Annotated in this window: 13 protein-coding genes; 4 read left to right on the top strand and 9 right to left on the bottom strand. The window is 61.0% G+C overall.

Annotated elements, in window-relative coordinates:
• Positions 1-55: 55 nt before the first annotated feature.
• A complete protein-coding gene (locus AC1DNK_RS10260; protein ID WP_477940815.1) occupies positions 56-928 on the top strand; it encodes a methylated-DNA--[protein]-cysteine S-methyltransferase in 873 nt (290 codons plus the stop codon).
• Positions 929-938: 10 nt separating this feature from the next.
• Here the strand turns inward: AC1DNK_RS10260 and AC1DNK_RS10255 are convergent, their stop codons facing one another.
• Positions 939-1,919, bottom strand: a complete 981-nt coding sequence (locus AC1DNK_RS10255) for a sugar-binding transcriptional regulator (RefSeq protein ID WP_477940812.1) — start codon at positions 1,917-1,919, stop codon at positions 939-941.
• Between the two features lie 435 nt (positions 1,920-2,354).
• Between AC1DNK_RS10255 and tal the strand changes: the two genes are divergently transcribed.
• Together tal and AC1DNK_RS10245 are read left to right on the top strand one after the other, a co-directional pair.
• Positions 2,355-3,320 (top strand): transaldolase, encoded by a 966-nt coding sequence (gene tal, locus AC1DNK_RS10250; protein ID WP_477940811.1) that lies wholly within the window; start codon positions 2,355-2,357, stop codon positions 3,318-3,320.
• Positions 3,321-3,413: 93 nt separating this feature from the next.
• A complete protein-coding gene (locus tag AC1DNK_RS10245) occupies positions 3,414-4,079 on the top strand; it encodes a DUF1345 domain-containing protein (protein WP_477940809.1) in 666 nt (221 codons plus the stop codon).
• Positions 4,080-4,097: 18 nt separating this feature from the next.
• On the opposite strand, the gene AC1DNK_RS10240 is transcribed toward AC1DNK_RS10245, so the two are convergent.
• Entirely contained in the window at positions 4,098-4,271 is a 174-nt protein-coding gene (locus tag AC1DNK_RS10240) for a DUF1328 domain-containing protein (RefSeq protein WP_112385643.1), read from the bottom strand.
• A gap of 275 nt (positions 4,272-4,546) precedes the next feature.
• On the opposite strand from AC1DNK_RS10240, the gene AC1DNK_RS10235 reads away from it, so the two are divergent.
• The gene (locus AC1DNK_RS10235; protein WP_310296816.1) at positions 4,547-5,179 is read left to right on the top strand and encodes a YjbE family putative metal transport protein; all 633 of its coding nucleotides are present in this window, start codon (positions 4,547-4,549) and stop codon (positions 5,177-5,179) included.
• On the opposite strand, the gene AC1DNK_RS10230 is transcribed toward AC1DNK_RS10235, so the two are convergent.
• The 7 genes from AC1DNK_RS10230 to AC1DNK_RS10200 form a co-directional block, all read right to left on the bottom strand.
• Positions 5,176-6,273: a helix-turn-helix transcriptional regulator gene (locus AC1DNK_RS10230; RefSeq protein WP_477940807.1), complete on the bottom strand. Its 1,098-nt coding sequence runs from the start codon at positions 6,271-6,273 to the stop codon at positions 5,176-5,178. The two genes, AC1DNK_RS10235 and AC1DNK_RS10230, sit on opposite strands and share 4 nt — an antisense overlap.
• A gap of 173 nt (positions 6,274-6,446) precedes the next feature.
• Complete coding sequence (locus tag AC1DNK_RS10225) at positions 6,447-7,874, bottom strand: gamma-aminobutyraldehyde dehydrogenase (RefSeq protein WP_477940806.1); 1,428 nt, start codon at positions 7,872-7,874, stop codon at positions 6,447-6,449.
• A gap of 48 nt (positions 7,875-7,922) precedes the next feature.
• A complete protein-coding gene (locus tag AC1DNK_RS10220; protein WP_477940804.1) occupies positions 7,923-8,738 on the bottom strand; it encodes an ABC transporter permease in 816 nt (271 codons plus the stop codon).
• Positions 8,728-9,690: an ABC transporter permease gene (locus tag AC1DNK_RS10215; protein WP_112516850.1), complete on the bottom strand. Its 963-nt coding sequence runs from the start codon at positions 9,688-9,690 to the stop codon at positions 8,728-8,730. The genes AC1DNK_RS10220 and AC1DNK_RS10215 overlap by 11 nt, the downstream gene beginning before the upstream one ends.
• Positions 9,687-10,670 (bottom strand): ABC transporter ATP-binding protein, encoded by a 984-nt coding sequence (locus AC1DNK_RS10210; RefSeq protein WP_477940802.1) that lies wholly within the window; start codon positions 10,668-10,670, stop codon positions 9,687-9,689. Before AC1DNK_RS10210 ends, AC1DNK_RS10215 begins: the two co-directional genes overlap by 4 nt.
• Positions 10,671-10,857: 187 nt before the next feature.
• Complete coding sequence (locus AC1DNK_RS10205; RefSeq protein WP_112537075.1) at positions 10,858-12,018, bottom strand: ABC transporter substrate-binding protein; 1,161 nt, start codon at positions 12,016-12,018, stop codon at positions 10,858-10,860.
• 121 nt (positions 12,019-12,139) lie between these two features.
• The gene (locus AC1DNK_RS10200; RefSeq protein ID WP_112385636.1) at positions 12,140-13,051 is read right to left on the bottom strand and encodes a LysR family transcriptional regulator; all 912 of its coding nucleotides are present in this window, start codon (positions 13,049-13,051) and stop codon (positions 12,140-12,142) included.
• Between the last annotated feature and the right edge of the window lie 150 nt (positions 13,052-13,201).

The raw sequence follows: 13,201 nt of genomic DNA, 5'->3' as shown, positions 1-13,201 counted from the left end.
ACGGGTGGTTTCGCAGATCCCGCTTGATTATCTCCTTGATACAAGGAGAAATACGATGAACATGATCGCAAATCTGAACAGAGACATCACGCCTGATGGTCCCGATTACGAGACCGTTCGGCGGGTCATCGAATTGATCACCGAGGATTATCGCGACCAGCCTTCGCTGGAAGACATCGCCGCGCGCCTCAACCAATCGCCGACGCAATTGCAGAAGACCTTCACGCGCTGGGCCGGGCTTTCGCCCAAGGCCTTCCTGCAGGCGGTGACGCTCGATCACGCCAAGCGCCTGTTGCGCCAGGAAGAGCTGCCTTTGCTGGAGACGTCTTTCGAGGTCGGTCTCTCCGGCCCCAGCCGTCTGCACGATCTGTTCGTCACCCATGAGGCCATGTCTCCGGGCGAGTGGAAGGCAAGGGGCGGCGGGCTGACCATTCGCTACGGTTTCCACACTTCGCCCTTCGGTGTCGCTCTTGTAATGGCCACCGATCGCGGGCTGGCCGGGCTCGCCTTCAGCGATCTCGGCGACGAGGCGGCCTGCCTGGAGGACATGACCTGCCGTTGGCCGAATGCCGAATATGTCGAAGACCGGCAGGCGACGGCGCCTTATGCCGAGCGGATCTTCCAGCCGGGCAAATGGTCATCCGAGCAGCCGCTTCGCGTCGTGCTGATAGGTACCGATTTTCAGGTGCGGGTCTGGGAAAGCCTGCTGAAGATTCCCTTCGGAAAGGCCGTGACCTATAGCGACATCGCCAACGACATCGGCAATCCGAAAGCCATGCGTGCTGTCGGTGCGGCTGTCGGCGCCAACCCGATCTCCTTCGTCGTGCCGTGTCACCGCGCGCTCGGCAAGAGCGGAGCGCTGACGGGATATCACTGGGGTCTGACGCGCAAGCGCGCCATGCTTGGCTGGGAGTCGGCGCACGCCTGACCGGGTGCGTTCAGGCCTCAGCCAATTCCAGCAGTGCCTTGGCGGCGCTCTCGTCGGTGATCAGCGTATTGCAGCCGATCCGCTTGATTGTGGCGCGGATGGCGGTGGCGCGGTGTGCGCCGCCGGAGGAGAGCACGATGTGCTTTGCCTTTTTCAACGTGTCGAGATCGACCGACATGACGCGGCTGTTGATCGAGTGATCGACGGTGTTTCCGTCCTTGTCGAGGAAGTTGAACATCGTGTCGCAGACGCAGCCGGCGTCGATAAGCTCCTGCAGCTCGGCCTTCGAAATCCATCCCTCGGAAAGCGAGGTCGAATGCGGGCCGATATCGCCGCAGGAAACGATCGCCAGGTCGAGGTTCTCTGCGAGCCGGTAGATCGAGTCCAGGCCGCATCTATCGATCAGGTTGCGTTTGGTCTCGATGGAATCGACCAGCAGCGGCGCCAGGAACATGTAGCACTCGGCGCCGAGCTGACTCGCCAGCCGCCAGGTGTAGTCGATTGGATTGGTCTGGTGCACGGCAACGACGCCACCGAGCAGCGAGACGACCTTGCAATTGTCGCGCCGTGGCGAGCGGAAGCTCGATAGCGAGGCGGTCATCGTCCGCCCCCAGCCGACGCCGATCGTGTAATTGTCGGGGATCGCTTCGGAGAGAAACTGGCCGAGCGCCAGGCCGACGCTTTTCGCCAGTGCGTTGACGTCGCTGTTTGCCGGGGAGGGTACGACGATGGCCTCATCCAGGCCATACGCACGCTCGAGCTTGACCGAAAGTTCGACGCAGTCGCCGATCGAATCGTTGATCCAGATCTGCACTTCGCTGCGCTTCATCGCTTCGTCGAGGAGGCGGATGACGGTGGTGCGGCTGATGCCAAGCTGCTCGGCAACATCCTTCTGCGTGAGGCCCTGATTGTAGTAGAGCCACGCCGCCCTGAGCCTCAGCGAGGAAGCTTCGGAATAAGCGGTGTGCGTGCCGCGCTTCAGCTTGACCACATCTTCTCCTGCGAGAATTTCACCCTAATTGCCTGCAGCAAGCGAAAGGCGCTCGGGGCATCGCATTGTTCCCGCCGATAATGACGGGTGTGACACTTATGTCAATTGAAATGCACAAATGTCCTTGACTTTCGATGAACGGAATTGCGATATTATCCGCGACAGACGTCGTTCTTGTCCGTCCGAGGAGGACAGTGTGCGGGCATACGGAAAGTCAGGACCGGCCTTGGTGCCGCAGGCATTGCCTGCGCCGAATTATCGCGCCATTCTTTCGGCTCCGGCCCGGAACATTGCCGGTGCAACTCCCGTTAGCTCAACAGCCGTGATGGAGCCGCGCTTCTTCGCCTGCAACACGAACGTCAGCATTCCGTAGATCACCTCTTTTCCGGGCGAAGGTCGCGCCGGTTCGCAGCTCAGTCACAAAGGATTTTGACCATGACATCCAAGCTTGACCAACTCCGCGAGATAACCACGGTGGTTGCCGATACCGGCGACATCGAGGCCGTGGCGCGCCTGAAGCCCGTCGATTGCACCACGAACCCGAGCATCGTTCTGAAGGCACTCGGCACGCCGATGTTTGCCGACGCGATCAAGGAAGGCGTTGCCTGGGGCAAGAAGCAGGGCGGCAATGCCGAGGCTGTTTCGGCCGCCGTTGCCGATCGCCTGGCGATCTCCGTTGGTGCCGCGCTCTCGAAGCTGGTGCCTGGCCGTGTCTCGACGGAAGTCGATGCCGACCTCTCCTTCGACACCAAGGCTTCGATCGACAAGGCTCACAGCATCATCGCCGGCTATAAGGAACGTGGCATCGAGAAGGACCGTATCCTGATCAAGCTCGCATCCACCTGGGAAGGCATCCGCGCTGCCGAAGTGCTACAGAAGGAAGGCATCGACTGCAACCTGACGCTGCTCTTCTCGAAGGCACAGGCTGTCGCCTGCGCCGACGCCAAGGTGTTCCTGATCTCGCCCTTCGTCGGCCGTATCCTCGACTGGTACAAGAAGTCGACGGGCAAGGATTACACGCCTGAGGAAGATCCGGGCGTGGTTTCCGTTCGCGATATCTACAACTACTACAAGGTCAACGACATCAAGACGATCGTCATGGGTGCCTCGTTCCGCAGCGCCGGTGAAATCGAAGCGCTGGCTGGTTGCGACCGCCTGACGATTGCGCCGAACCTGCTCGACGAACTGTCGAACGACCAGGGCAAGCTTGAGCGCAAGCTGTCGCCGGAGACGGTGAAGCCGGCTGCGAAGATCAGCGTCGATGAAAAGACGTTCCGCTGGATGATGAACGAAGATGCGATGGCGACCGAAAAGCTCGCTGAAGGCATCCGCGCGTTCGCCAAGGATCTCGGCACGCTGCGCGGCATGGTGCAGAAGGAACTGCAGCTCGCTGCTGCCTAAGGCCTTTACACAAGTCCTTGAAAAGGCCCGGACGCCGATGGTGTCCGGGCCTTTTTCATGTTTCATATCAGCAGCTGAGACGGGAGAAGCGGAATGGCAGGCGGGAAGCGCTCCGGGTTTATGACTTACGCAATCAGGCATGGCAGTTTCATCATCGCCTTCGCTGCCGGGTTTGCCGTCTTCCTGCTGCTGACGTCGCGCGATGTGAATGCCAAGAACGTGCTGGTTGGCTGGAATGTGACAGCGATCGTCTTCATCGTGATAAGCTGGCGCAAGATGCTGCGGGCGACCGTTTCCGATATTCGCCGCCGCTCCGAAGACCTCGATTTTTCCGATACGTTCGTACTGTTCCTGTCGATCGCCGCCGCCGTTGCGAGCATTGCCGGTATCGGTCTCGAGCTGCATTCAGTCAAGGACGCGCCGGCCGATGTGGCGCTGGGACGGGCCATGGCGGCGATCGTCACCATCCTGATTTCCTGGGTTTTCCTGCACACGCTCTTCACGATCCACTATGCCCACCGTTTTTATGGCGGGCGGGACAAGGCTGAAGGTCTGGTTTTTCCAGACAAGATAGAGGAGCCCATCTATTGGGACTTCCTCTATTTCTCCTTCACCATCGGTGTCGCCGCACAGACGGCCGATATCGGCCTGTCGTCGCGCACGATGCGCAAGATCGCGCTGCTGCATGCCGTGCTGTCGTTTCTCTTCAACACGACAATCCTGGCGCTGGCGATCAATGTCGGGGCGAGCCTGCTCTGAGGCTCGCCGCTTTTGTCGCTATAGAATCGCCTGTCCCGCCATCAGTGCGAGCACGAGGAAGATCAGGAAGATCACCAGCGCGATGCCGAAGAGGACGCGCGCGATCGTCGCGGTCGCAGCGGATATGCCCGAGAAGCCGAAGAAGCCGGCGATCAGCGAAATGACGAAAAATATGAGAGCCCACTTAAGCATGGAGGTTTCCTCTGTGTTGGACGCAGAAGAAGACGCGGAAGACGGCAATTTGTTCCCGTCGCATAATAAAATCGATTGAAATAACAGGCGATTTTCCAATCTGCCTTCATCGGCAGGTCGCAGGGCTTTTCAACCGGGCCTTGATCTGTTTCAAACTTTTTCCAGGAAGAGCCCCCAATTCCTAAGGGTCACGATCTGTCGCGTATCTGCGCTGCAGGCGCGCTGAAGGCGTGGGGATTTTCTCATCGATTTGCCCCATCGACGAAAGTGCCTTGATGTCCTCCTTCTTTGATCCCGCCGTCATTTCCATCTATCTCGAAGTCATCATGATCAACATCATCCTCTCCGGGGATAATGTGATCGTCATCGGCATGGCGGCGGCCGGTCTGGCGCCGGAGCTGCGCGGCAAGGCGATCGTGGCGGGCATTGCTGCTGCTGCGGTGATCCGCATCGTCTTTGCGATCATCGCTGCCGAACTGCTTGTCATCAAGGGGATCAACCTGATCGGCGGCTTCCTGCTGCTCTGGATCTGCTGGACGATGTTCAAGGAGCTTCGCGAAGCGGGCGAAGAAGAGGGTGGCGATGACGCGGCCGGGCATCATGCGCATAAGCCGAAGCTTCTGCGTCAGGCGATCGGGCAGATCATCTTCGCCGATCTTTCGATGTCGCTCGATAACGTTTTGGCGGTGGCGGGTGCCGCGAAATCGAACATGACGGCGCTGGTTTTCGGCCTCATTCTCTCGGTCGTTCTCATGGGCGTCGCCTCGAATTTCGTCGCCAAGCTGCTCAGCCGCTTCCGCTGGATCGGCTGGATCGGTCTGGCGATCATCGTCTATGTGGCGCTCGACATGATCTGGGAAGGCGGCTGGGAGCTATGGGCGCTCTATGGTGCCCAGGTGGTCACCTAAGACTTCAGGCCTGAAAGCAGGGCGATCAGCTGCGCCTGCCGTTGAGTGCCCGTCTTGGCGAGTACGCGTTTGACGTAGCCGCGCGCCGTTTCATATTGCAGTCCGCAAATGGTGGCGATCTCCCGCGGCGAGGAGCCGTCAAGCAGCAGTTTTGCCACCGTGGCTTCCTGCGGTGTGAGTGCAAAGGTGCTGCGCAGCAACTCGATGCTCGGTCCTTCGCGTTCTGCAAGGTCGGTGATTAGAACGACAACGCTGGAATGGGCAAAGAGGTCTGCGGCGAGGCCCTGAAGCTTCTGGACGCGGGCGACCAGCGGCGGCTTTCCGGTTCGGGATATGCGGACAGACGGAAGATCGATGAACAGCGCGCCATCGGCCGCCGACAGGACCTGTCGTTGCAGCTGCGCCGCCTCGCTCTGCTTTGCCGAGAAGAGCTCGCCGCCTGCGACGCGGACTTCGTCATCGAGCAGCTTTTCGGCGCGGCTGTTCAGATAGGTGATCCGTCCTTTGCGGTCGAAGAAGATTGCAGCGGCGGCAGTGAGGTCGAAGGCGTCTCCCATGCCGCCGACCTTTGCCGCATCGAGGGTTCGGACGATCTCTGCGGCGGCCGAGAGCCGGGATTGCATGGCGAGCAGCAGCGGTTCGTCAGAGCGGTCGAAGGGCGTGTCGTTCATGCCCCGCTGCAGATTGATGCTGAGGGTGCTGCCCCTGATTTCGAAGAGGACCATTGCGGAATAGCGCAGGCCGAAGCGCGCCAGGAAGTCGGTATAAAAGGCCTGGCGCTCGAAATCGGCGCTGTTTGCGATGTCGTGCTCGATCACCACGCCCTTGCTGAGGCCGATCGGCAGGCCGCGCTCGCGAAAGTCGCGCTTGTACCAGCCTTCGGCGAAATAGACGTCGAATGCCTCAAGAAAATTCGGGGTGGTCAGCACGCCAGCTTCGAACTTTCCGCGCACTGGCATGATGTGCGCGCCGGCCGAACCGGTCGCGCGGCTGATCGCCTCCAGCGTGCCGGCCCATGTCTCCGGCATCAATGCGGAATCCATCAAGCCGGCAAGTGCGCGCTCGAGTTCTGCAATATTAATTACCGATGCCATTGAAACTTATCAGCCTTCGTAGCCCCCCGCGGCCATTGCCAAGGCTTTGCTCAAATATGGAGCAGATGTTCGTTCAACGCAATATTGAAATATATCAACAAAAAGACCGCCGTAGTTGTTCACGGCGGCCTCGTATCACAAATATGTTATTGCAATAACCCCTTCGGGTTATTTCATCCGTGGTTGATCATTACGTGGCGGACCGCCGTGTAATCTTCCAGAGCATAGACTGACATGTCCTTGCCGTAGCCGGATTGCTTGACGCCACCATGCGGCATCTCGTTGACCAGCATGAAATGCGTATTGATCCAGGTGCAGCCATATTGCAGGCGGGCTGCCGTCTTCATGCCGCGGCCGATATCCTTGGTCCAGACGGAAGAGGCCAGGCCGTAGTCACTGTCGTTGGCCCAGGTGACGGCGTCCTCGACATCGCTGAAGCGGGTAACCGAGACAACGGGACCGAAGACTTCGCGGCGGACGATCTCATCGTCCTGTGTCGCGCCGGCAATGACCGTCGGGGTGAAGAAGAAGCCTTTGTCGCCGGAGGCCTTGCCACCGGTGGTGACTTCCATGTGCTTGTGCTCGGACGCCCGGGCAACGAAGCTTTCGACGCGGTCGCGCTGCCGCTTGGAGATCAGCGGACCGATCTCGTTTTCGGTGTCGTCGGCCTGATTGAATTTGATCGAGGAGACGGCGGAGGAGAGGTCGGCGACGAATTTGTCGTAGACCTTGGCGTCGGCATAGATGCGGCAGGCGGCGGTGCAGTCCTGACCGGCATTGTAATAGCCGAAGGTGCGGATGCCGGCGACGACGGCGTCGATATCGGCATCGTCGAAGACGATGACAGGGGCCTTGCCGCCGAGCTCCAGATGGGTGCGCTTGACGGTCTTGGCGGCGGCCTGCAGCACCTTCTTGCCGGTGGCGACATCGCCCGTGATCGACACCATCCCGATCTTCGGATGGTTGATCAGCGCGTTGCCGACGCTCTCGCCGCGGCCGAGGATGACGTTGACGACGCCTTCGGGCAGGATTTCGGAGAGCAGCTTGGCCATCTTCAGCGCCGTTAGCGGCGTCTGTTCAGAGGGCTTGAAGACAACGGTGTTGCCGCCGGCGATCGCCGGTGCCAGCTTCCAGGCCATCATCATCAGCGGATAGTTCCAGGGCGCGATCGAGCCGATGATGCCGATCGGATCGCGGCGGATCATCGAGGTGTGACCAGGCAGGTATTCGCCGGCGGCGGGCGTGTGCAGATTGCGCACGGCGCCCGCAAAAAAGCGGTAGCAATCGACGATCGCCGGGATTTCATCGTTGAGCACGGCGTTGATCGGCTTTCCGCAGTTCAGCGCTTCCAGCGCCGCGAAACCCTGCGCATCCCGCTCGATCGCGTCGGCGATCTTCAGGAGATAGGAGGAGCGCTCGCCGGGCGTCGTCTGCGACCAGCTCTTGAAGGCCTTTTCGGCGGAATCGACCGCGGCGTCGACCTGGCCGAGCGACGCTTCCGGCAGATCCAGCACTTTTTCGCCCGTCTTCGGGTTCAGGACGTGTTCTTCCGTTTCCGTGCCGGCTTCGAAGCGCGAGCCGATCAGCATTTGGGTGTCCATGATGTTCTCCCTTTTGTTCAGCGAGCGGATGGGGGCATCCCACTCTGGTTATTTTCCGGCGCCGGCAATCTGGTCGCCGTCACGGGTGAGGTAATAGGCTGCGAGGATCGGCAGGAAGGTGACCAGCACGACGACCATGGCGACCACGTTGGTGACAGGGCGCTGGCGCGGGCGGATCAGCTCCTCCAGCATCCAGATCGGCAGCGTCGATTGCTGGCCGCCGGTGAAGGTGGTGACGATGACTTCGTCGAAGGACAGTGCAAAGGCGAGCATGCCGCCGGCCAAGAGCGCCGTGCCGATATTCGGCAGCACGACATGGCGGAAGGTCTGGAAGCCATCGGCGCCGAGATCCATCGAGGCCTCGATCAGCGACCCCGACGTCCGCCGGAAACGGGCGACGGCGTTGTTATAGACGACGACGACGCAGAAGGTGGCGTGGCCGAGAACGATCGTCCAGACCGAGAACGGGATGTCGAACAGGCTGAAGGCCGAGCGCAGCGCGATGCCGGTGATGATGCCGGGCAGGGCAATCGGCAGGATGACGAGCAGCGAGATCGCTTCCCGGCCGAAGAATTTCGTCTGGCTGACGGCGGCGGCGCAGAGCGTGCCCAGCACCAGCGCGATGGCGGTGGCGATGCAGGCGACCTGAACGGACAGCCCCAATGCCGACCAGACGTCCGGGCGGTTCCAGGCAATGCCGAACCACTGCAGCGTCAGGCCGGGCGGCGGCCACTGGTAGCTCTTCTCTTCCGTCGTGAGGGCATAGACGAAGATCAGCAGGATCGGCAGATGCAGGAAGAGCAGCCCGCCTGCGGCGGCGATCTTCAGGATAAGCGGGGATCGTTGTCCGCGATCAGAGCGCATCGAAAGCTCCCTGTTTTTTGGCAAGCCAGAGATAGATGGCCATGATGACGATCGGCACGACGGAGAAGGCGGCGGCGAGCGGGACGTTTCCGGCCGTGCCCTGCTGCGTATAGACCGCCTGGCCGATGAAAAGACGCGAGGAGCCGATGATCTGCGGGATGATGTAGTCGCCGAGCGTCAACGAGAAGGTGAAGATCGAACCGGCGACGATGCCCGGTAGCGCGAGCGGGAAGAGCACTGTGCGGAACGTTTGTCGCGGGGTGGCGCCGAGATCCGACGAGGCCTCGATCAGGTTACCCGGCACGCGCTCGAGGGCGGCCTGCGTCGGCAGGATCATGTAGGGCAGCCAGATATAGACGAAGACGATGAAGGTGCCGAGGTAGCTGACGGAGAGCGAATTACCGCCGATAACGGGCAGGTTCAGAATACCGTCGAGCAGCCAGGAGAGATAGAGCTTGTCGAAGAACCAGGTGAGGATGCCTTCCTTGGCGAGGATGAGTTTCCAGGCGTAGATCTTCACCAGATAGCTCGACCAGAGCGGGAGCATGATGCCGAGATAGAAGAGCGCCTTCCATTTTCCCTGCGCATAGCGCGCCGCATAATAGGCGATCGGGAAGGCGATGAAGGCGGAGGCGATGGTGACAAGAGCCGCCATGACCACCGTGCGGACGATGATGTCGAAATTGGTCGGGTTCAGCAGCTGCGCATAGGTGGACAGCGTGAACTCATAGCTGATCATCCCCGAGAAATCGTCGATCGAGAAGAAGCTTTGCAGCAAAAGAGCGATCAGCGAGCCGATATAGATGATGCCAAGCCAGAGCAGCGGCGGTGTCAGCATCAGGAACAGAAGCAGTTTCGGGTGCCGCCAGAAGGCGTCGGAGAGGCTGCCGAAGAAGCCGCCGCGGCCGGGCAGGATCGACGTGTCCTTGCCTGTCATCGCAATGGCGCTCATGCCGCGTCATCCATGTAGTGGACGTCGCCCGGCTGCCAGCCGAGGCGGACGCTGGAGCCAACGTCTGGCACATCGGCGCCGGCGGGCAGCATCACATGCAGGCGGGTGCCGCGGATATCAACGGTCAACCGGGTTGCAGCGCCGAGGAAGCTGGCATTCTCGACCCTTGCCTTTGCGCCATCGCCGAGGCGGATTGCTTCGGGGCGAAGGCTTGCCCAGCGCTTTTCGCCGCCGAGAGAGGCCATGAATTCCGGGGCGATGACGTTCGACGAGCCGACGAAATCGGCGACGAACCGGGTTTTCGGGCGGCGGTAGATATCGTGCGGCGTGCCTTCCTGGACGATGCCGCCATCGTTGAAGACGGCAACACGGTCGGCCATGGACAGCGCCTCGCCCTGATCGTGGGTGACGAAGACGAAGGTGATGCCGAGGGCGCGCTGCAGGCTCTTCAGTTCCTCCTGCATTTGCTCGCGGAGTTTGAGATCGAGCGCGCCGAGCGGCTCGTCGAGGAGCAGCACCTTCGGTTTGTTGACGAGGGCGCGCGCCAGCGCCACACGCTGCCGCTGGCCGCCCGAGAGCTGGCCGGGGCGGCGGGCGCCGTAGCCGGGAAGTTTGACCAGTTCCAGCGCCTTTTCAGCTTCCCGCAGGCGCTCGACCTTGCCGACGCCCTTGACCATCAGCCCGTAGGCGACGTTGTCGAGAATGTTGAGGTGCGGGAAGAGCGCGTAGTCCTGGAAGACGGTGTTGACGTTGCGCCGGTAGGGCGGAACGCCTTCGGCCGTTTCGCCGAAAATCTGGATATGCCCGGTGGTCGGCTGCTCGAAGCCGGCGATCAGCCGGAGGCAGGTGGTCTTCCCGGAGCCGGACGGGCCGAGCATGGCGAAGAACTCGCCCGGCGCGATCTCGAGATCGACGCCATCGACGGCGCGAACCTGGCCGAAGTGACGCGAGACCTTCTGGAAACGGACGGCGGGTGTCATGTGGGGGCTCCGGGCGTGTCTAAGTGATGCTTCAATCTTGGCAAAATACCCCGCCCCAAACCCCTCCCCACAAGGGGGAGGGGCTTAACCCCGCCATTCCCTCTTGGCGAACTCAGACGTTGAGATTGGAGCGGAGCGGTGCATCGAGTAGCCCCTCCCCCTTGTGGGGAGGGGTTGGGGAGGGGACTTACCGCCCGCCGATCACGCCGACATAGTCGGAGACCCAGCGATGGTACGGCACGCATTCGCTCTGCGTCGTGCACTTGGCAACCGGGGTCTTCCAGAACTTGATCTTGTCGAAGTGGTCGAAGCCGTTGGTGGCGCAACCGGTGTCGGTCATCAGCTCGTTGCCCTTGCAGGCTGCCGGAACCGAGGGAACGGCGCCGAACCAGGCGGCGGCGTCGCCCTGAACCTTGGCGGACAGCGAGTGTTCCATCCACATATAGGCGCAGTTCGGATGCTCGGCGTCGGCATGCAGCATCGTCGTATCGGCCCAGCCGGTGACGCCTTCCTCGGGGAAGGTCGAGGCAATCTTCTGCTTGTCTGCCTGCATCAGGTTGACCTGGAACGGCCAGGAGCCGGAAGCGACGACGCCTTCGTTCTTGAAGTCGTCGATCTGGATCATCGCATCGTGCCAGTAACGGGAGACGAGCTTGCGCTGGCCGCGCAGCAGGTCGAGCGCTGCCTTGTACTGATCTTCGTTCAGTTCGTAGGGATCCTTGATGCCGAGCTCCGGCTTGTGGGCCATGAGATACATGGCGGCATCGGCGATATAGATCGCGCCGTCATAGGCCTGGACGCGGCCCTTGTTCGACTTGCCGTCCGGCAGGGTTTCTTCCTCGAAGACCACCTTCCAGCTGGTCGGCGCCTTATCCTTGAAGGCGTCGGTGTTGTACATCAGCACGTTCGGTCCCCAGAGGTAGGGAACGCCGTAATGCACGCCGCCGACCGTGTACCACGGACCCTGCTGCAGGCGCGGATCGACATTCTTGAAGCTCGGGATCAGATCGGTGTTGATCGGCTGGACGCGCTTGCCGGCGATGAGGCGAAGCGAAGCGTCGCCGGAGGCGGTGACGAGGTCGAAGCCGCCTTCGTTCATCAGCGAGACCATTTCGTCCGACGTCGCGGCGGTCTTTACGGTGACCTTGCAGCCGGTGTCCTTTTCGAAGCCGGTGACCCAGTCGTAATTCTTGTCGGTTTCGCCGCGCTCGATATAACCAGCCCAGGCGACGATGCTGACAGCACCTTCACCCTTGCCCAACGTCTTCAGCGGTTCTGCGGCAATCACCTGCGTTGCGAAACTCAGGCACGCGAGTGCGGCCGTGCAGGATTTCAAGAGATTCGTCATCGTCTGTCTCCCGGTTTGAGCCGCTTGTTGCGGCATTTTGTTCCCGGTTGAAAAGTTGCGATGAAAAATCCGCTTTCGCAAATTCATTTATCAGAAAGGTGATATCGGAAATTCCGATAGATCAGGAGCGGATACGGCCGGAGCGCATGCTTTCGGCGATGCCGACGAAATCCCGCGCCGCCTGCGGCAGGCTCGATCCCTTGCGCCAGACCATGCCGACCTGCACCACCGGCAGAGAACCCGAGACATCGCGGCTCTCGATACGGTCGCCTTCCAGCGACCAGGGGCGGTAGACGAGGTCGGGCAGCAGCGCGACACCGGCGCCTGTCGCAACCAGGCTTCGTACCGCTTCGACCGAGCGTGTACGGAAGGCGACGTGCGGGCGGGCGCCGAGCGCCGAGAGCAGCTTGCCGGTATTCTCTTCGATTTCATCGACCGTCAGCATGATGAGTGGTTCGCGGGCGATATCGGCGACGGAGATGATGTCGGCGGAGACGAGCGGATGGCCCATCGGCAGCCAGAGGCGGTAGGGCGAGGTCTCAAGAATTTCCGCCTGAAGCGCCATGCGGTCGCGCAGGTTGGAGATCACCATAACGGCCACATCGAGCTCGCCGCCGACGAGAAGATGTTCGAGATACCCGCCGTTGTCCTCGATGGCGCTGACATCGACGCCCGGGCAGGCGCGGCGATAACGGGCCAGGAGATCGGAGAGCACATAGCCGGCGACAAGCGATGTGACGCCGATATTCAGCGTTCCCGAGAGCGCACTTTGCTGTCCGGAAAAGCTGGTGCGGGCATCCGAAACCGTTGCCAGGATTTTCGTCGCATGGCGGAGAAACTGGTGGCCATTATGCGTGATGGTCAGTCCGCGCGGGTGGCGATCGAACAGCGTGACGCCGAGATCCGTTTCCAGCTCTTTCAGGGCTTCGGTGACCGACGATTGCGAGATCGAAAGGTTCTGCGCGGCGCGCGTCACCGAACCCTGTTCGGCAACGGCGACAAAATATTGGAGCTGACGAAGCGTGAAGGCCATGCGGCTTTAGAGCATGCCGAAATACAGCCTGACAAGTCTGTGAATATCCGGACCTTTTTTGGTGTTTTATTCTCACCGATGCGTTTTTACTGATGCCACTTAAGCATTCCGAAACGTCGTTTCACTAGCTTTCCGAACATGTATCGAGTT

It is taken from the genome of Rhizobium sp. 01N424 (assembly GCF_056399485.1).
Note: the sequence above shows the minus strand (reverse complement) of the source record. Positions and strands in the feature narration are given on the sequence as shown.